Here is a 19,229-nt window from a genome sequence, read left to right on the forward strand (position 1 = left end):
GGTTGCGTCCGATCAAGGCTTGTGAAAACTAGCAAGCGACCCATCCCTTCCCGGCAGGATTTCCACCCATGCGGATTTGTGTTTTCGGTGCAGGCGCCGTCGGCAGTCATTTTGCCGTGCGGCTCGCACTGGCAGGCCATGACGTCTGCTGCGTGATGCGCGGTCCCCACCTGGACGCCGTGAAATCCAACGGGCTGACGCTGCGTGTCGGAAATGGCGAGTTCAAGGCGAAGGTGCGCGCATCGAGCGATCCCGCCGCGCTCGGCAGGCAGGACGCCGTCATCTGCACGCTGAAGGCAACGGGCCTCTCCAGCCTCGCCGGCGGGCTGCAGCCACTGCTCGGCGACGACACCGCGGTGGTGTTCGCGCAGAACGGCATTCCCTGGTGGTACGATATCGGGCTCTCGCCAAGGCATCCGCCGGTGCCTGATCTGGCCTTCCTCGATCCCGGCGGCCGCCTGCGTGCGGCCGTTCCGAAAGAGCGCATTGTCGGCGGTGTGGTGTTTTCGTCCAACGAAGTCGTAGCCCCCGGCGTGGTCGCGAACCTTTCACCTGAGCGCAACCGGCTCCTGATCGGCGAATGCGACGACCGCCAAAGCGGGCGAGCGGCGAAGCTGCGTGAAGCGCTGAACGAAGCCTCGATCGATTCGCCCGAAGTTACGCAGATCCGGGAAACGATCTGGTCAAAACTCCTGACCAACATGTCGATGTCGGTGCTGTGCCTGTTGACCGGGCAGACCGCGCGCGCCGTGCGCGACGATGCTGATCTCGCCGAAATCGTGCCGCGCCTGCTCGATGAGGCCAACGCCGTCGCGCAAAGCTGCTTTCCCGAAGTCAAGCGCGTCACGCGCTCCGGCCCCGCGCCGGACCACAAGCCCTCGATCCTGCAGGATTACGAACTCGGCCGCGCCATGGAGATCGACGTGCTGGTCCGCGCGCCCGCTGCGTTCGCGCGCGCTGCCGGACTTTCGACGCCGATGCTCGACATGATGGCAGCGCTCGCCATCCGTCAGGCGCGCGACAAGGGGCTCTATCCGGGCTAACCGGCCCGCTTGATGCGGAGCCGATCAGATGGCCTGCAATCCCAGCCGCTGGAACAGCTTCCGGTCGGCCTCGTCCTCCGGATTGCCCGCCGTCAGCAAGGTGTCGCCGACGAAGATCGAATTCGCTCCTGCAAAAAAGCAAAGCGCCTGCATCTCATCGGTCATCGCCGACCGGCCTGCCGACAGGCGGACATATGATTTCGGCATCATGACGCGCGCGAGCGCAACGATCCGGACAAACTCGATCGGCGCGATCGGCGCCGCCTCGGCGAGCGGCGTACCGGCGATCGGAATCAGCATGTTGATCGGAACACTTTCCGGCGGCTCGGCCAGGTTCGCTAGCGTGACCAGCATTTCGACGCGATCGGCTTCTTCCTCGCCCATGCCGAGGATGCCGCCGCAACACACTTTCATGCCGGATTGCCGAACATTCTCCAGCGTGTCGAGACGATCGGCAAAATTGCGCGTCGAGGTCACCTGCGGGTAATAGCGCGCCGACGTATCGATATTGTGGTTGTAGTAGTCGAGCCCCGCCGCACTAAGGCGGTCCGACTGATCGCGATCCAGCATTCCCAGTGTCATGCAGGTTTCGAGCCCGAGCGCTTTTACCGCACCAACCATTTCAACGATGGCATCCATATCTCTCGGCTTCGGATTGCGCCACGCCGCGCCCATGCAGTAGCGCGTTGCGCCGCCGGCTTTGGCTTTGCGCGCCTCGGCGATGACCTTTTCGACGTCCATCAGCTTCGAGGCGGCAAGACCTGTCGAATGATGCGAGGACTGGCTGCAATAGCCGCAGTCTTCCGGGCAGCCGCCGGTCTTGATGTTGAGCAGCTTGCTGAGCTGCACGCGGTTGGGATCGAAATGCCGGCGATGAATCGATTGCGCCTTGAACAAGAGATCGTTGAACGGCAGCCGGTAGAGCGACCAGGCTGCCTCGTTCGTCCACTCCACAGCATCCGCAGGCGGCGCCGTCACAGCCAATTCATCTCGCACTTCGAGCATCCTTCAGTTCTCCCGATCCTGATTGCCGTCTGGCCGTCATCGCACGCTGGCGAAGCTGACACCAGCGGCGCGCGCCGGGCTTGTAAAAAATTGATCGCCGCCGCAAACCGGCATTGACCGCGCAGCGGAGGTTGTATCACTCTCGACCGCGTTCAAGAAAAAGAAACAAACGGGAACCGACCATGGACGTCGAAGGCAAGGTCTGTGTCGTCACAGGAGCTGCGAGCGGCATCGGCGAAGCCGTCGCGCGTGCCTATGCAACGGCCGGTGCGCGCGGTGTCGTCGTCGCCGACCTCAAGACATCGCGCGACAAGCTGGCGAAGGTGGCGGGCGACATCGATGGCTTGCCGATCACGGCCGACGTTGGACTGGAGGAAGACATCAAGGCGCTGATCGCTGCGGCCGAAGCCAAGTATGGACCGGTCGACGTGTTCTTTTCCAACGCCGGCCTCTCGCGCAAGGGACAAGAGACCGCTTCCGATGCCGATTGGGACGTGAGCTGGCGCGTGCATGTCATGAGCCATGTGTTCGCAGCGCGGGCGCTGGTGCCCGGCATGCTTGCGCGCGGATTCGGCTATCTCCTCAACACCGCTTCCGCGGCAGGCCTGCTGGCTTCGCTGAACTCGATGCCTTATGGCGTCACCAAGAACGCCGCAGTAGCACTCGCCGAGCATCTCGCCATCCAGTATGGCGACCGCGGCATCCGCGTCTCCGTGCTGTGCCCGCAATCGGTGCAAACAGGCATGACGACGCCGGGTCCGAGCGCTGCGCGGGTAGACGGCGTGCTGCAGCCGCCGGAAGTGGCGCGCATGGTGATCGAGGCGATGGAGGAAGAGCGCTTCCTCATTTTATCGCACCCGCAGGTCGCCGAATACATGCTGCGCAAGGCTTCGAATCGCGACCGCTGGCTCGCCGGCATGCGCCGGCTGCGCGACAAGATCTACGGCGCGCGGGCGTCGGTGTGACTACCGTCATTGCGAGGAGCGTAGCGACGAAGCAATCCATTCTTCCTTGCGGCGCTATGGATTGCTTCGCTTCGCTCGCAATGACGGCTCAGGCGGCGCGAATTGTTCCAAGAGCCCCGTATAACTCTTCACGCCCGGCGACGCGTACGAACCGCGCCTGGACGTCGTGAGCTTCAGGCCGGCCAACGCCTCGGCCTGCTTCACCGCGGCCGCCACGCCATCGACGACGGGCACGCCGAATTTTTGCGAAAGCTTCTGCACAAGCTCGGCCATGCCGGCACAGCCCAGCACGATCGCTTCCGCGCCCTTGTCGAGCGCGCGGGAAATCTCGCCTTCAAGCTTCGCTTCCGCGCCCGAGCCGGGCTTGTCGAGATCGAGCACCGCGACGTCGCAGGCGGTGACCTGCACCCTTTCGGCATAACCATAGCGGCGTACCAGTTCCTCGAGCGGCACGATCGAGCGCGGCAGCGTGGTCACCACGGCGATGCGCTTTGCGATCTGGCCGGCCGTCACCAGCGCCGCCTCGCAGATGCCGACCACCGGAAAACGCGCGGCGGTGCGAGCGGCGTCGAGCCCGGTGTCGTCGAAACATGCGACAATCGCCGCATCGGCGTCCGGCGCATTCATGAGCGCCTGGATCAGGCCGGGTACGGCGAACGCCTCGTCGTAATATCCCTCGATCGAGACCGGCCCCATCGACGACGTGACCGCCGATATTTCAGTGCCGGGGCTAGCGACGGCGCGCGCGGCGGCGCCGATCGTTGCAGTCATCGAGGCGGTCGTGTTCGGATTGACGATCAGGATTTTTGTCATGGGCGTATCGTAGTGGGTATGACGCGCAGCGCAACTCTATCATCCGTCGTCCCTGCGAACGCAGGGACCCATACGCCGCGGCCCGCGAAAGGGCACAGAGGGAGATGGCTTTCTTCAACAATGCACAGTCGTGGTTATGGGTCCCTGCGTTCGCAGGGACGACCGCAACAAGTTTAGCCTGCGATGCCGTCAACCCACGCTGCAAACGCATCCAGCGCCTCGTCCATCACCTCGCGATCATTTCGTCCCGAACTTTTCAGCACATGGAAGGAATGATCGGCGCCATCAAGCAAATGCAGCGTCGCGCGTGATCCCAGGCTTTTGACGACAGGCTCGAGCAGGCGTAGCTCCGCCAGCGCGTCGCGCGTGCCCTGCAGGAACAGCATCGGGATTTTGACATCGGCGAGATGCTTGGCACGATCGCTGGAAGGCTTTCCGGCCGGATGCAGGGGAAAGCCGAGAAACGCCAGCCCTCGCACGCCGGGCAAGGGTGAAAGCGCCTGCGCCTGCGATGTCATTCGCCCGCCGAACGATCGGCCGCCCGCGATCAGCGGCAGCGAGGCAAAGCTTCGCCCGGCTTTCGCCACCGCAGCACGAACGGCGGCATGCGCAACCGTGGGCGGATCGGGCCGCTTGCTGCCCTTTTCCATATAGGGAAATTGATAGCGCAGCGTCGCGATGCCGCGCTTGGCGAGATCAGCCGCAACCATTTCCATCGAGGCATGGGTCATACCCGCGCCTGCCCCGTGCGCGAATACGTAACACGCGCGCGCCTGCGGCGGCTGGATCAGCAGGGCCGAAACCGCCACACCGGGCCCGATTTCAATTCGGAGCGATTGCGCCTCGGATTCCTTCATGTGATCTGACTGACATTCAACTGCATGATCGAGACGTTATACTGGAAAAACCCTGCGAGAGATGAACCGGCCAAAATCATACCCCATCCTGAGGAATCGGATTTATGGACAGACCTTTAGCGCCACTATAGGATGGCATCATATTCAACCGCACGCCGAGGGTGATTCGCCTTCCGGCGTTTTTTGATAACAGACGGATATTGCGCGCCACTGGCGCGGTTTTGACAAGGGGCAAGTCATGCGGGGCAAGAGGATTGCGACAATTGTGATCGTGCTGGCGATCGTCGGCATCGGTTATTTCGCTGTCAAGGACGACATCGCCAAGCTCTGGCAAGATTTGCACGTGAAGATCGTGGAGCGTCCCGCGCCGAAGAAAACCGTCTGGCTCGACCAGGGCATCGCCAAGGACAAACTGAGCTGGTTCTATCATGCCGACCAGGGAACGCGGACTTTCGGTTTCCCCTATGAGTGGTTCATGGCGCTGGAGCAGCCGACGATTTCGTGGCTGCCGTTCACCAAGGTCGGTCTCTTCAGCGACACCGCCTATCTCGACCGCTATGGCTTCATCCCGGATACCATCATTCCCGGCAAGGAGGAGCTTCCGATCGGGTTCGCGAAAGGCACCCCGATGCTCGACCCGACGGGCGCGGTATGGCGCAACCCGCGCACCAAGAAGGAGATGATCGGTGTCGGTCTGACCTGCGCGGCCTGCCACACCGGCAGCTTCACCTACAAAGACACTGCCGTCGTCATCGACGGCGGACCGGCGCTCACCAATCTTTTGGCCATGAAGCAGGGCATGGGCATCTCGCTCCTGCTGACGCGCTACTGGCCCGGCCGGTTCGACCGCTTCGCCGAGCGCATCCTGGGGCCGGACTCCACCATCGACGACCGCGAAACGCTGAAGAACCAGCTCGACCAGGTTCTCAATCAATACAAGCAGGTCAAGAACCTGGAAGAGCGCGTCGCCTCGCAGAGCATCCTGGAAGGTTACGGACGGCTCGACGCGCTCAACCGGATCGGCAACCAGGTGTTTTCAATCGACCTGAAGAAGCCGGAAAACTACGCCGGCTCCTCCGCGCCGGTGCACTTCCCGCGGATCTGGAACACGCCGTGGTTCGACTGGGTGCAGTATAACGGCTCCATCATGCAGCCGATGGTGCGCAACGCCGGCGAGTCGCTTGGCGTGTCGGCGGAGCTCAATCTGACCGAGCCCTCGAAGGGCCTGTATAAATCGAGCGTGGACGTGGATAAGCTGTTCGAGATGGAGCAGATGATCAAGGGTGATACGCAGCCGAACGCCAAGACTGGTTTTCCGGGCCTGAGATCTCCGCGATGGCCGGCCGATATTCTCCCGGCGTACGATCAGAAACTGGCCGACAAGGGCGCCGAACTCTACAAGACCCATTGCCAGGAATGTCACCGCCCGCCGGTGACGAGCGAGGCGTTCTACGATTTCAACAACAAGGATTGGTGGACCAGGAACGAGGCCGGCGAGCCGATCCTCAAGGTCGAGAATGTTCCGATCTCGCACGTCGGAACCGATCCCGCGCAGGCGGCAGACATGCGGGCCCGAACGGTCGCGGTGCCGGAAAATCTCGGAATCAAGAGCAGCAGTTTCGCGTTCGCGCTGGGCGAGTTGGTCGAGAAGACCGTCAACACCATCTTCGACGGGAAGAAACCGCCCGTCAGCCCCGAGGAGCGGAAGCGGATCGACGGATATATGCCGAACGAGCTCCGGGGTGAGCTTGCCTACAAGGTGCGCCCGCTCAACGGAGTCTGGGCGACGCCGCCCTATCTGCACAACGGTTCGGTTCCGACGATCGAAGATCTGCTCGGGGACCCCGACAAAAGACCGCCGACATTCTATCTCGGCAGCCGCGAATACGACCCCGTGAAGCTCGGCTACAAGACCGATCCGATCACTGGCGGGTTCAAATTCGACACCTCCATTCGCGGAAACTCGAACCGGGGCCACGAATTCAGGAAGGACTACAACAAGGACAAGGAAATCCCCGGCGTGATCGGGCCGGAGCTATCGACGGACGATCGAAAGGCGCTGATCGAATATCTCAAGACGCTTTGAAGTCGTTCCGCACGCACCCGCCACGGCCGGGCTTGGCCCGGCCGCCTTTCCGATGCATCAGGGATGGCGCGCGCCTATCGGCTCGCTACCACTCGCAAATGCGGCTTGATCGTCTCTTCGAGTTCGACCTTGAGCTGGTGCACGCGTGGATCGCCCGACCGCGCCGCGCACACCGAATATTGGTTGACCGAACGCGCCAGCGCGTGACGCTCTTCGGCGGTCCGCGTCACGTCCGGGCTGGACAGCCGCAGCACCATCCCGCCCAGTTGCACCAGCATTTCGTCGAGCGCCCGATCCACTCCGGCAATTTGATCCATCGCACCACTCCCTCTGCAAGGAGTAATGAGCGACGCGCCAGCCCGTTCCCCGCGCGCGCCTGGTTACGGATAATGAGAAGTTAACGAGGCGCTACTCTGTCAGAGCGCCGCGCGTCCATCTGAGGGAATCCTTATCAATTAAAGGAAATCGGCTGGTCTGCCCCGGCCCCATGCCGCGATTGCGGCAGCCGCGCCCGTTACCTATGCTGCCGCCTTTCCACGCGAGGCCCCGTATGACTACCCCGCTCGATCCCGTCGTCGCCCAGATCATTCCGCTGCTGCCGCTGCGCGATCCCACGACGATGACACCGCAGAGCGCACGTGATGCGCTGCGCGCACTGGCGGCCTCGCGCGCGGCGGTTCCGCCGCCGCCGGTGATGAGCGCGGAAGACATCAAGGTGAAAGGTGCAGCCGGATTTCTCGGCGCGCGGGCCTATCGGAATTCGAACGACAAGGCGCCGACGGTGGTGTTCTTCCACGGCGGCGGCTGGGTGGCCGGCGATCTCGAGACCCATGACCGCCAGGCGCGCTGGCTCGCGATCGAGACCGGCGCGGTCGTCATCTCCATCGACTATCGCCGCCCGCCCGAGGTGCGGTTTCCCGGCGCGTTCGAGGATGCCTTCGCGGCCACCAAAGATGTCATCGCTCGCATTGCAGAGTTCGGCGGCGATGCGGCACGCGTCGGCGTCGCCGGTGACAGCGCCGGCGGCAATCTGGCGGCCACGACCGCGATCGCCTGCCGCGACGCCGGCATCAAGCTGTCGGCGCAACTGCTGGTCTATCCCGTCACCGACGTCGCCGGAAATTTCGCCGATACGACAGAGAACGCGCGTTTTCCCTCGCGCAGCGAGAACGCGGAAGGCTATTTCCTCACCCGCGCCACCATGGAATGGTTTTGCGGCCACTACCTCGAAGACAGCGCCCACGGCACCGACTGGCGCGTGTCGCCGCTGCGCGCCAAAAACCTCGCCGGCGTAGCACCAGCGATCGTCTGCACCGCCTGGTTCGATCCGCTGCGCGACGAGGGCAAAGCCTACGCCGACGCGCTAAAGGCCGCCGGCGTGCCTACCAAATATTATGATGGCTTGGGCCTGATCCACGGCTATTTCGGCCTCGGCGAAGCGTCGGAGACCGCCAAGCGCGAAGCGCAACGCGCGCGGGCGGATTTCAAAGCGCTGCTGGAAAAAAAGGCGCGTAACGAGCCGTCGTGTCCCAAGTGAGCCCGACTGGCGATCCCGGGAAGACTCGAACTTCCGACCCACGGTTTAGGAAACCGTTTCAGCGCCAGTACGAACAATGACTTACAACCCTCGTGTTGCAATTCTGTTGCGTCTCGAACGAAGTCGACTTCCGCCGCTTTCGAAGAGAACCGCAGAAAGGTGGACCAGAAGGCCCGGAAAGCCTCTACAATGGCCCAGAAGCCCCGTTCAAGTTCCCCATCATCTTCATGACGGCTTTTCCGACCGATGCCCTCAGTCAGCGGGTATTGGCGGCAGGCGCTCATTGCTGTCTCAGCAACCCGACCGGCGGCGATGAGATCATCCGCCGGCTCGAAGAGGCTATCGGGCCACATGGCCCGATAGCCCGGTCCTGGCGCAAAACGTCTCCCCGTGATCCGACGTGCGTTCTTGTAAGCCGGTTAGTGGACCGGAAATACCGGGTACAGCAACGACTTCATAGTGCAGTGGGTTTCGAGAAATCGGCAGGCCGCTACTCAGCGCTGCCGCAATGGACCACGCACCAATGCCAGTGAACGCCGCCAATACTGTCGAAACGCGTCCGCCGGTCTTCGCCGGCTTTCCCGCGAGTTCCTGGGCCTTCGCGGTGCGTATATGGCTGGCGTGCCTTTTGGCGCTCTATGCGAGCTTCTGGCTGCAACTTGAGGTACCGTCGTCGGCCGCCATCACGGTGGCAATTCTAGCCTTGCCGACGCGCGGGCAAGGCCTGGAAAAGGCCGGTTTCCGGCTGTTTGCGACGGCGATCGGGGTGGCCGCATCAATCGTCATCGCGGGATTCTTTTCTCAAACTGACGGCCTTCTTTTAGCGGTGCTGGGCGCATGGGTTGGTCTGTGCGTCTATGTCGCTGGAATGCTGGACGGTAACCGGGCCTATGCCGCGGCGCTCTCTTGCATCACCGTTGCGCTGATCACCATCCAGCAGATCGATAGTCCGCAACAAGTGTTCCCGACGGGCGTGGCACGCGGCGCCGCGCTCGTCATTGGCGTTCTCGCGATCGCGCTAATCAACGATGTCCTGGCTGCGCCCGACTATCACCCGGTTGTCGCCTACCGCCTTGAAGCGCTGCATCGGCAGATCATGAGCTATGCAGCGACCGTGCTCCGCGGCGAAACGACATCCGTATCCATGACGGCGAGCATGCTGAGAGACGTCACCGCCTTGCGTCCGGAAATAGCGAGCCTGCGCACGGAATCGAGCAGTGGAACGGCAAGAAGCGCCGCTGCACGTTCTGCGATGGTAGACCTCCTGACTACCTTATTCCTGGCCCGCGCGCTTGCGACATTGCCTGCCGCAGCCAAGCAGACCTCGGGCTCCATCGATCGAGATGAAGGCCGATCCGACCTGTTGGAAATGTGCCAAGGCTGGCTCAAAAGCGAACTTCTTCGGAAAGACGCCGAGGTGCATAGCAGCCTCGATGCCCTGCGCAACGGAACGCATCCCGCCGTCAGTCGCCGTGCGCCCCTGTATCGTTCTCGCCGCATCGCCGCCGAAGGCGGCTTAAGGGCGGCGATTTGTTTCACGTTGATTGCGGCACTCTTTGTGATGGCCGGCTGGCCGACAACCGAGGTCGCTCTCTCGCTTGTTGCCGTCATTATCGGCCTGGGTGCTACGGCCCCCGACCCGCGCAAGTTCACCGCGATCGCCATCCTGGCTACGCCGATCTCGTGCCTGCTCGCCGGCATCCTGAAGTACTTCGTCTTCAACGGCGTGTCGGAGTTTCCGTTGCTGGCGATTGGCCTGGCGCCCGTAGTGATCGGCTTGGCTCTCCTGATCTCCCTGCCAAATCCTTTGTTGTCATCGCTCGGCCGGCTCTCGCTGGTCTTCACCTTGGCTATCCTCGCTCCGACCAACCCGCAGAGCTACGATCCGCAAGTCTTCATAGTCACCTGCATGCTGGCGTGCCTTGCTGCAGTTCTCACGTTTGCGGCGCAAGTCATCATCCCACCTCTGTCGGGCAATCGGCGGCTCCAGCTGCTGCTCACGGAGGCCCGCAACGAGCGGAACGGTCTCCATGTTCAGCGACTTCGGCGTCTCTCGCTTGAGGAAGCTGCGTTTCGCGACGCCACGCGGGTCCAGCAGATCGTCGCGGCAAGCGGCGCTCCCGCGCCGGACCAATGGACCGTAGACGAAGCCATGCGCTGCTTCGACCGGTCTATAGCACTTAGACGGTGCAGCGCTGAACTGGACAGGCTGAAAGGCGGCCCGCTGGCAGAGGCGGCGGACATCGCCCGAGCCGCGCTCGCTCGGCGCGATGCTGGCGTGATCCTGACCGCCGCCGGGGAGCTGCGTGAAGCCGCAGCGCAACGCAATCTATCCGCCGATGCGGCTTGCGCCGCGCTCGTTCTGTCGAGCGTCGCCTTTGGGCTGTCGCCGTCCACGGCCGGATCAATCGGAGGGAGGCAACCATGATGCACACCTATCGGGAACTCATCATCGGTGGCGTCCTGGTCGCGCCGATCGTCTCCTACGCGGCCACGGCGCTGGTGTTGTTCCTGTTGTTACGCCCGCTGCTTCATCTCGCGGGATTTACGAGATTCTTCAGCAATCCGTCTCTGGCCGAACTGAGTCTCTACGTAACGATGTTCGGACTGCTCGCACTGTTTTTCTAGGGGAACAATCATGGAAGCTGTCTTGCATCGAAACCTACACGTGTTGCGCGATGAACCGCAGGCCGGCGCTGATAACGCCGGCGACCGCTCCGCCCCGGCGGAACCAACGGCGCGCGAAAACATCAATCGCTCTCCACCCGGCGAACAACCGCCGGTGCAGGAGGCGCCACCTCCGACAGCGAGGTGCAATGCGATCCGACGTCTTGCTGTCGCGGCGAGCAAGTACCTTTCGACGATCTCCATCGCGCTGGTCGCCATCCTGATCTCGCTTCTGACCTGGCAACACTACGTAACCTCGCCCTGGACCCGGAACGGCAGCGTTCGCGTCCAGGTCGCCAATATCGCGCCGCAGGTACCGGGCAAGATCGTCGAACTCCGGGTGGCCGACAACCAGTTCGTCCACAAGGGCGATGTTCTCTACATGATCGATCCCTTCGACTTCGAAGTGGCCGTTCGCGTCGGCAAGGCGCTGCTCGACCAGCGGGCCGCCGATCTCGAAGTCAAGCAGGCCGAGTCCGCACGGCGCCAGCATTTGTCCGACCTGGCAACGACGCCGGAACAACAGCAGATCTTTGCCGGCAACGCGGCGCAGGCGAAGGCGGCTTATGAGGCCGCCGCGCACCAACTTGCCCAGGCTGACTTGAACCTCAAACGGACGAATGTCGTCAGCCCGGTCGACGGCTATGTCACCAACCTTCTGCTGCGGGTCGGCGACTATGCAGTGACGGGCATCCCAAACATTTCCGTCATTGACTCCGATAGTTTCTGGATCGACGGCTATTTCGAAGAGACGAAAATGGGGCGCGTATGTGTCGGCGACCGGGCCGAGGCTCAACTGATGGGCTACACACAGCCGATCCTCGGGCATGTGAAGACCGTTACTCGCGGTGTCAGTGTGTCGAATGCTGCGGCCGGCACCCAAGGGCTGCCCAACGTCGACCCGATCTACACATGGGTTCGTCTTGCGCAGCGCGTTCCCGTGCGCCTTGCCATCGACACGGTACCGGCCGGCGTTCCGCTTGTCTCCGGCATGACGGCAACGGTGACAATCCGGCAACCGGCCACGAGCGATCGTGGGACGTGGTCCGATCGGATACGCGCGGGCGTCGTAGACCCAATATCCGAACTGTTCGGCGGTGGGAGCCCGCCACGTCCGAACTGCTTGCAGGACGCATCCCGAGACCGCAGTGAAGCGGAACGGATCCCCTATTCAAGGGAGCCTGCGGCTCCTCCACCGGCAGAAATAGAACCCGGGCTCACCCCGGGCATCAACACCTCTCCGCGCAACCGTTGATCGCGGCGACCGCCCGCGGCCTCGCCAAGGCCGCGGGCCTTTCCAGCCTCCGCTTTGCGCATCGAGCGCGCGACATCGCTATTCGCGGCCTGAAATGTCGCCGGCCGGAGGCGCGTTGGCAGTTGGGTTCTTGACGGGAGCGTATTTCTCGACCGTTCAAGTGTATCGCCGCGAAACCCCCGTTCGCGCCGGCGCTGCAGCGATGTAGCCGGCAGCGGCCACCGCGCGCCCCGCCGGCCGCTACGAGCAGAGCGATCGGCAACATCTTGGAGCACTCATCTCGCTCGGCCGCGTCAGAGCCCGAGGTCCGAAAGCTCCGGGTGATCTGCACAGGCAACCACTACACAGTGCCACGAACAAATCGTTCGGCAAGCTAAACCATTTTTTCGCAATGGTCCGAAAGTATGTATATTGCGCTTTGAGGTGAGCCGAGCAAAAGACGGTAGCTGTAAGTTCGATGCGGCCTATTCCGCGGCGTCCCGCACGAAATCACCCCCTTTCGGGGCGGCGGCGCCTACCTGGCGCGGCAGCCCCATCAAAACCGGCTGGAACAGCACGGCGGCCGCCATCGTGCACATGAGCGCGAGCGCCATCATTTTTCCCATGCTCGAGATGCCGGGATAGCTCGACGACCACATGCTGCCAAACGCGACCGCATTGGTCATGGCACTGAAGATCACAGCCCGGGTCAGACTGGATTCCAGCAATCCGGTTTTGCCCTGGCGCCAAGCCAGGATGTAGTAAACCTTGAACGCGACGCCGACACCAAGCAGCAGCGGCAAAGCGATGATGTTGGCGAAGTTGAGCACCGTGCCCGTCAACGCGCAGATTTCCAGCGTGACGACACCGGCCAGCAGCAACGGTATCAAGGTCAGCATCACGTCCGTGACCTGCCGCAGGACAATCAACAACAGCAGCGCGATGGCGGCAAGCGCGACAATCCCCGCTTCGGCGAACGCATCGATGACGGTCTTTCCTGACTCATAAAGGCTGATCGCAGGGCCAGTCGCCAGGGGCTCCACGGCCATCACCGAAGTCGCGAAGTTTCTCAGCACGTTGACATCGCCAGGATCGCCCTTCGGCAAGGCCTGGACCCGCGCCCGCCCGTCAGGCAGTAGCCAGTTGCGAACCAGATCGGCGGGAAGATTGTCGATCGTCACAAGCTGCGGATCCAGGCTGTTCCGAAGCCAGCCCAGATCATGGTTCAGCGACGGAACGACGGCCGCTTCGGCCCGTTGGCGCGTCGCCTCGTCGGACTGCGCCAGACGATTCAGTAGGCCGGAAACGCTTCGCACGGCATCGGCGCCCGGTCCGGTTGCAGTGCCGGCGACCTTCGAGAGATTCTCCGCGGTCGAACGGATGGCGACGACGGTGTCCTTGTCCGAAGGCGCCGATCCACTTTTCGGATCGAGGGCCGCGCGGAGACGCAAAGCAGCGGCCTTGATCACGGCAAACTTCTGTTCCTGGTCGTCAGGGACGAAGCTGTTGAGCGTAAGGGTTCGCAACACTTGAGGCAGTGCAGCCAGACGCTTCGCGATGTCGTCGGCCTCGGCAAGGGATTTTGCCACGAGGTCTGCATCGCTGCCGCTGGTCAGCGGATTTCCCTGCAACTCGCGATAGGCCACCACTGACGGAGCTTTAGGGTCCTGCAGGTTGATCGGGTTGAAATCGAACGAAAGCTTGAACAGCAGTGGCGTTCCGGCGAGCACCACGAGGAAGGTGCCGGCGATGACAGCAATACGATGACGCTGCAGGAAGCCGTCAAGCGACGCCAGTCTGCCGAAACCCACCGGGGCCGCCTCCCCCGGAGGAGAGAGCAGTGCCAACACCGCCGGTACCAAAGTGATGCTGCAAAGAAACGCAACCAGCATCCCGCATCCGGCGATCAGGCCCAGCTCGGAGAGGCCCTTGTAGCTAGTCGGCAGAAACGAGAAGAAAGCAACCGCGGTTGCTCCCGCGGCCAGTGTAAGAGGGGCTGCGATCTCTCGAGCGGCCCTTCTCAGCGCCTCGTGCAGATCGCCACACTCATAGCGTTCGGAGCGGTAACGCACGCTGAACTGAATGCCGAAATCGACGCCGAGCCCGACAAACAGGACGAAGAACGCGATGGAGAGCAGATTAAAGGCTCCCACGAACGCAAGGCCCAGGGCCGCAGCGGTGGCAAGCCCGACTACCACACTAAAGGCGACGGCGGCCACAATCTTCCACGAGCGCAGTGCCAGCCACAGGATGATCAGCGTCCCGAACAAGGCAATCAACGTGTCACGCAGCGCGCTCCGCTGAATGACCGAAAACTGATCGTCGTTCATCGGCGCCGTGCCGGTCAACTGCACGGATGCCCCAAACTTCTCAGCCAGCTTGAGGTCAGCGGCCGCACGATGAATGCTGTCGGCCGCCTTGCGGCCCGGCTGTAGCGCGGAAAAGTCCAGCACCGGCTGCACCTCGATGAAATGGCGCAATTGTACCGCTTGCGGCGGCTCTCCCCGCACCAGGGCCTGCCACGAAAACGTTGTCGGCTTGCCGGCCAGCACATCATTCAGGGTTTTTCCGGCGATCGAGAGCGGCCACACCAACTGGTCGAGCTTGATTTCGCCGCCCTGGACACCGTCAGCCGCAAAGTCGAGCGTCTTCATGACACCGCGCAGGCTCGGATCGGCCGCCAGGGTACCGACGAGAATGTCGGCGCTCGACAACCCGGCCATCGAGTCCTTGACGCTCGGCAGGGGTTCGAACAGGAGGCCGTTCTGCTCAAAAAACTTTCCGCCGTCCGGCTGGACCACGGAGCGGAACAGATTCTGGCTTTTGACAAGTTCCTTTTGCAGAGCGCTCGTCGCCTGCTCGGCGTCCTCCGGCGTCGGCGCCGTCACGATGACCAGGATTTCCTCCTGCGGAAAGGCTCTGGCAAGATCAGCCTGGCGCTGGCGCCAGGGTAAATCCTCGGCAATGAGATTTTCCGTATCGGTCGTGATCGAGAAGCGCGCGACGTCATAGCCGGTAGCGGCTGCCGCGAGCAAAATCCCGAAGATGAAAACTCGCCAGGGGTGACGCGCACAGAAATCGACGACTCTAATGATCGTTGAGTTCACCATGATGACTGTCTCTCTCGATGCGCGCATGAACTTCACGCCGTCGGCATCATGCTGCGCTGGCTGTCTTCGCCAGATATGCGCGTCGACCGGCGTGGCGTCTTCCGACGTTCGCCGCAATGTTTCGAATTCGAACGAGGCTCAAGGATGGCCCGGTGAGAGCGTCACCGGCTCGTATCCGCGTTCGTCCCAGTCCGCTGCGTGCGCGCCGGCGTGGATGTACTCCGGCGGCCATGCCGGATAGATCGCAATCCACTGTCTTCGGACGAACCACGAACAAATGGATTGGCGCGTGTTTGCGTCGGTGTCGCATGGAGCAGGCGGTACGCTGCGTAACCCCTTGTAACTACACGGAGCCAGCGGAGCATACGGAATCAGCGATACAACGCGAATTTTTCGATTAAGAACAAATTGAGGGCCGACAAGAAGCTGTTGATTTTATTGCATTAAGCGCAGCACGAGCGCTGGCGATCCCGGGAAGACTCGAACTTCCGACCTACGGTTTAGGAAACCGTCGCTCTATCCGGCTGAGCTACGGGACCGCGAACCTGTGTGGCAAGACAGGTGCTGGGCGCTTCATAGCAAAGCGGGCCTGGCATCGCCAGCCCTACAGAGCGGTCCATTGGGTCGCATGATTGGGACGCACGATAGAACTCCGGCCATGTCCAAAGACGCCGGGATCGGCAGTCCCGCCAATTTTAGCAAAACGCCCCCGGCGATCGTCCCCGGAACCAAATGGCCGTTCGCCCATCGGGCGACAGATATAGCGGCTGGCAAAAAACATAGCGCCCAGCAATGGGGGCTTTGTCTGCGGCCATCTCCGCCGCTGCTCGGCCTGTGCCGATAGTCCCCAAGATGCTTAGGAACATTCATTGGCGGGTCCTGTTCTAGAAGCACCGGATCAACCTTCCGAGGAGGATACAATGCAGAAACTTTTAGCTGCGGCGCTTTTGAGTGCTGTCGTCTTCAGTGCTCCCGCCTATGCGCAGACCGCGCAGACGGCCCAACCCAGCGAACAGGCCGCCCCTGCCGCCGGCTCGCAGGAAAAGATGATGCTCAAGGACAACTGGCGTGCGTCCAAGCTCATGGGCCTCGACGTCTATAACGACGCCAATGAGAAACTCGGCGACATCAATGAACTGATCCTGGACAAGAACGGCAAAGTCGCTGCCGTGGTCATCGGTGTCGGCGGCTTCCTGGGCATGGGCGAGCATGACATCGCCGTTTCCATGGACAAGCTCAAATTCATGGAAGAGCCGGTCCGCACCAGCGCGACAGCGACGACAACGCGCGGCGAGACAACGACCGGCGCGGCCACGAGCACGACCGGACGTAGCGCTGATACCAACGACTGGATGCCCGATCACGCCGTGATGAGCGGCACCAAGGAGCAGCTCAAGGCGATGCCGCAGTTCAAGTATTCAGACCACAACTGAGGCGTCTGGCGCCTTGCATGATAAAGGCCCCACCCCGGTGGGGCCTTTATCATGAGCGATCACAAAACTACGCACGCGGCTCGGGCGTATCCTGCAGCCCTACGCCTTGATATTGTTCTCGCGCACGACCTGGCCCCAGATACTCACCTGCTTGGCGAAGAACGTCGAGAACTCCTTGCCGTCGGCAAGCAGCAGCGTCATCTGCTGCGTCTCGCGCAATTGGGCGGCCACGGCCGGCTCGCTCAAAATCTCCTTCACCGATTTCCCCATGTCGGCGATGACATCGGGCGGCGTTCCCTTGGGCGCGAAAATACCCCACCAGGCCAGCGTCTCGAAATCGGGGAAGCCTGCCTCGATCGCGGTCTGCGTGTCCTTCAGCGCGGGCATCCGTTCGCGGCCCATCTGCAGGATCGGCCGCAGCCTGTTGGTGCCGAGTTGCGCCGTGATCAGCGCCGCCGATCCGATGATCAGATCGACATGGCCGCCGAGCACGTCGTTCATGGCGGGACCGCCGCCGCGATAAGGCACATGCGTGATCTCGACGCCGGCCTTCTTGGCGAGCACGGTCATCGCGAGATGGCCAAGCGTGCCGATGCCGACGGAGGCGTATTTCACCGCGCCGGGATTTGCCTTGCAGGCCGCGATCACGTCGGCAAAGGTCTTGTACGGCCGCTCGGCATTCGCGGCGACGACGTAGGGCGCGGTGCCGACCAGGAACACCGGTACCAGATCCTTCTCGACGTCCAGCCCCGGCTTTTCCAGAATCGAGGGGATGACCGCGTGCGAATCGAACGTCACCAGAAACGTCGCGCCGTCAGGAGCGCTCTTGGCGACCTGTACGGCGCCGAGCGAGCCGGCCGCACCCGACTTGTTTTCCACCAGCACGGTCCGGCCGAGTTTGGTCTGCAAATGAGACTGCAGCAATCGCGCCAGCGCGTCGGTGGAGCCACCCGGCGGAAACGGCACCACCAGCGTCATGTTCTTGGCCGGCTGTGCCAGCGCCGGCGTCACCACGAACGCGGCCGATGCCGCCAGCAAATTGCGTCTGGTAATCTTCACCACGTCTCTCCTCCCGTTTGTCGCTGCGCTTTTTTGTTTTTGTTCGCAGACTTGTCTTAAGTGCCGAAGCCGGACCCGGCTTTCTTGTATTCGGGCCGCGGCGGGCTGAAGATGTCAAGCACGCGCGCGCCCTCTGGTCCAGCCCGCATCGTGTGCGGCACGTTACCTGGCGTGCGCCAGAAATCGCCCTTCTTGACTGGAATTTCCTCATCCCCCTGAACGCGGATGGCCGAGCCATCGAGCAGCACGCCCCATTGCTCCTCGGGATGATGATGCAGGGTGCCTTGCGCGTGCGGCGCCAGCGTCACCACCGACAGCATCGCGTGCTCGCCGGAGAAGATTTGCGTCGTGACCCCGGACGCGAGTTCGCGAAACAGGCCGTCATGCGGGTTGTCCAGATTGTGAAATTCGTCCTTCTGACTCATCGTTCCTCCCTCAAGCGCGCAATTGGGTTACTCAGCGACAGTTTGATCCAGGCGACTCGTACCGGCTCCGTTCCCCGGATGCTGCGCAGCGCGAAGCGGTGCGCTGCTGATCCGGGGTCCCACGCGCCGCCACGGGGTCCCGGCTCTGCAGTGCAGCGCTATGCGCTGCACTGCGTCCGGTACACGGGTGTGCGGCCTCGGATCATTGCGCATCGATCAAAATCTCAAGACTTGCCGTAGCTGCCCTGGTAACGGCCTTCCCGGATCGCAAGGAGCGTATCCTCCTCGCGCGCGACCTGGGCGCGGACCGCCTCCAGCAATGCGGCAGCCGTTGAGGCGGGAAACGACACCACGCCGTCTTCGTCGCCGACCACGATGTCGCCGGGCGCGATCACCGAGCCGCCGATCGAAACCGGTACGTTGATCTCGCCGGGGCCGTTCTTGTAGGGCCCACGGTGGATCGCCGTGCGGGCAAAGCACGGAAAGTCCGATGCGGCAAACGCCGCGACGTCGCGGATGGCGCCGTCGATCACATAACCCGCAGCGCCCCTGTACTCGGCAATGTTCTTCATGATCTCGCCGACCAGAGCCCTCGTCTCGTCGCCGCCGCCATCGACCACGATGACGTCGCCCGGCCCGACCAGCTCCAGCGCCCGGTGGATCGCAAGATTATCGCCGGGCCGCGTGCGCACCGTGAAGGCGGCCCCGACCAGCCGGCCGGCGCGGTGAAACGGCCGCAGGCCGACGGCGCCCGGCAGCCGGGCGAGATTGTCGCTGATGATGGAGGTCGGCGCATGCCTGAACGCCTCGATCAGGTCAGGTGCGGGCTTCGGCACGCTCGTCATGGCCGTGGTGATGCTCATGCAGACTGTTTCCCTTGATGCTAGGCCGGACTTTTCTGCCATTCCGACCGTCGGCGCAACGTCGGCAGCTGGCGCCACGTAAGTTGCGCGCTGAACCGGTAGCCCCGGGGTCACCGCATGGCGCGGCAAACA

The 19,229-nt window shown here is 62.7% G+C and carries 16 protein-coding genes and 2 tRNA genes; 8 read left to right on the forward strand and 10 right to left on the reverse strand.

The window, feature by feature from the left end; all coding sequences use genetic code 11:
• Positions 1–68: 68 nt before the first annotated feature.
• Positions 69–1,043 (forward strand): ketopantoate reductase family protein, encoded by a 975-nt coding sequence (locus GWE18_RS20915; protein WP_275187596.1) that lies wholly within the window; start codon positions 69–71, stop codon positions 1,041–1,043.
• A 24-nt stretch (positions 1,044–1,067) separates the two neighbouring features.
• Here the strand turns inward: GWE18_RS20915 and bioB are convergent, their stop codons facing one another.
• Positions 1,068–2,048, reverse strand: coding sequence for a biotin synthase BioB (gene bioB / locus GWE18_RS20920; protein WP_275187597.1), 981 nt, complete (start codon positions 2,046–2,048; stop codon positions 1,068–1,070).
• A 182-nt stretch (positions 2,049–2,230) separates the two neighbouring features.
• Here bioB and GWE18_RS20925 point away from each other — a divergent pair, with 182 nt between their 5' ends.
• The gene (locus tag GWE18_RS20925; protein ID WP_275187598.1) at positions 2,231–3,013 is read left to right on the forward strand and encodes an SDR family oxidoreductase; all 783 of its coding nucleotides are present in this window, start codon (positions 2,231–2,233) and stop codon (positions 3,011–3,013) included.
• A gap of 54 nt (positions 3,014–3,067) precedes the next feature.
• Here the strand turns inward: GWE18_RS20925 and GWE18_RS20930 are convergent, their stop codons facing one another.
• Both GWE18_RS20930 and GWE18_RS20935 read right to left on the reverse strand, forming a co-directional pair.
• Positions 3,068–3,826: an aspartate/glutamate racemase family protein gene (locus tag GWE18_RS20930; protein WP_275187599.1), complete on the reverse strand. Its 759-nt coding sequence runs from the start codon at positions 3,824–3,826 to the stop codon at positions 3,068–3,070.
• 173 nt (positions 3,827–3,999) lie between these two features.
• Positions 4,000–4,683 (reverse strand): alpha/beta family hydrolase, encoded by a 684-nt coding sequence (locus GWE18_RS20935; protein WP_275187600.1) that lies wholly within the window; start codon positions 4,681–4,683, stop codon positions 4,000–4,002.
• A gap of 238 nt (positions 4,684–4,921) precedes the next feature.
• Between GWE18_RS20935 and GWE18_RS20940 the strand changes: the two genes are divergently transcribed.
• Positions 4,922–6,769 (forward strand): di-heme-cytochrome C peroxidase, encoded by a 1,848-nt coding sequence (locus GWE18_RS20940; RefSeq protein WP_275187601.1) that lies wholly within the window; start codon positions 4,922–4,924, stop codon positions 6,767–6,769.
• A gap of 74 nt (positions 6,770–6,843) precedes the next feature.
• Here GWE18_RS20940 and GWE18_RS20945 read toward each other — a convergent pair whose 3' ends face one another.
• Positions 6,844–7,086 carry a hypothetical protein gene (locus tag GWE18_RS20945; protein WP_275187602.1) on the reverse strand — a complete coding sequence of 81 codons (243 nt, stop codon included), beginning with the start codon at positions 7,084–7,086 and terminating at the stop codon, positions 6,844–6,846.
• Positions 7,087–7,319: 233 nt separating this feature from the next.
• On the opposite strand from GWE18_RS20945, the gene GWE18_RS20950 reads away from it, so the two are divergent.
• Entirely contained in the window at positions 7,320–8,306 is a 987-nt protein-coding gene (locus GWE18_RS20950; RefSeq protein ID WP_275187603.1) for an alpha/beta hydrolase, read from the forward strand.
• A gap of 7 nt (positions 8,307–8,313) precedes the next feature.
• On the opposite strand, the gene GWE18_RS20955 is transcribed toward GWE18_RS20950, so the two are convergent.
• Positions 8,314–8,377 (reverse strand) — tRNA-OTHER (locus GWE18_RS20955).
• A 452-nt stretch (positions 8,378–8,829) separates the two neighbouring features.
• On the opposite strand from GWE18_RS20955, the gene GWE18_RS20960 reads away from it, so the two are divergent.
• From GWE18_RS20960 to GWE18_RS20970, 3 genes are read left to right on the forward strand one after another with little or no spacing between them, the layout of a single operon-like run.
• On the forward strand, positions 8,830–10,734 hold the full coding sequence (locus tag GWE18_RS20960) for an FUSC family protein (RefSeq protein WP_275187604.1): 1,905 nt from the start codon (positions 8,830–8,832) through the stop codon (positions 10,732–10,734).
• Positions 10,731–10,934, forward strand: a complete 204-nt coding sequence (locus GWE18_RS20965) for a DUF1656 domain-containing protein (protein WP_275187605.1) — start codon at positions 10,731–10,733, stop codon at positions 10,932–10,934. The genes GWE18_RS20960 and GWE18_RS20965 overlap by 4 nt, the downstream gene beginning before the upstream one ends.
• Before the next feature lie 40 nt (positions 10,935–10,974).
• Positions 10,975–12,228, forward strand: coding sequence for an HlyD family secretion protein (locus tag GWE18_RS20970; protein WP_275187606.1), 1,254 nt, complete (start codon positions 10,975–10,977; stop codon positions 12,226–12,228).
• 464 nt (positions 12,229–12,692) lie between these two features.
• Here the strand turns inward: GWE18_RS20970 and GWE18_RS20975 are convergent, their stop codons facing one another.
• Together GWE18_RS20975 and GWE18_RS20980 are read right to left on the reverse strand one after the other, a co-directional pair.
• Positions 12,693–15,434, reverse strand: a complete 2,742-nt coding sequence (locus GWE18_RS20975; protein ID WP_275187607.1) for an MMPL family transporter — start codon at positions 15,432–15,434, stop codon at positions 12,693–12,695.
• 345 nt (positions 15,435–15,779) lie between these two features.
• A tRNA-Arg gene (locus GWE18_RS20980) sits at positions 15,780–15,856 on the reverse strand.
• Positions 15,857–16,237: 381 nt separating this feature from the next.
• On the opposite strand from GWE18_RS20980, the gene GWE18_RS20985 reads away from it, so the two are divergent.
• The gene (locus GWE18_RS20985; protein ID WP_275187608.1) at positions 16,238–16,750 is read left to right on the forward strand and encodes a PRC-barrel domain-containing protein; all 513 of its coding nucleotides are present in this window, start codon (positions 16,238–16,240) and stop codon (positions 16,748–16,750) included.
• A 99-nt stretch (positions 16,751–16,849) separates the two neighbouring features.
• On the opposite strand, the gene GWE18_RS20990 is transcribed toward GWE18_RS20985, so the two are convergent.
• The 3 genes from GWE18_RS20990 to GWE18_RS21000 all read right to left on the reverse strand — a co-directional run bounded on the left by GWE18_RS20990 (position 16,850) and on the right by GWE18_RS21000 (position 19,097).
• The gene (locus GWE18_RS20990; protein ID WP_275187609.1) at positions 16,850–17,809 is read right to left on the reverse strand and encodes a tripartite tricarboxylate transporter substrate binding protein; all 960 of its coding nucleotides are present in this window, start codon (positions 17,807–17,809) and stop codon (positions 16,850–16,852) included.
• Positions 17,810–17,865: 56 nt separating this feature from the next.
• Entirely contained in the window at positions 17,866–18,234 is a 369-nt protein-coding gene (locus tag GWE18_RS20995; RefSeq protein WP_275187611.1) for a cupin domain-containing protein, read from the reverse strand.
• A gap of 224 nt (positions 18,235–18,458) precedes the next feature.
• The gene (locus tag GWE18_RS21000) at positions 18,459–19,097 is read right to left on the reverse strand and encodes an RraA family protein (protein WP_275187612.1); all 639 of its coding nucleotides are present in this window, start codon (positions 19,095–19,097) and stop codon (positions 18,459–18,461) included.
• Positions 19,098–19,229 lie beyond the last annotated feature (132 nt).

Source organism: Bradyrhizobium sp. CSA112 (assembly GCF_029051645.1).
Lineage (GTDB): Bacteria > Pseudomonadota > Alphaproteobacteria > Rhizobiales > Xanthobacteraceae > Bradyrhizobium.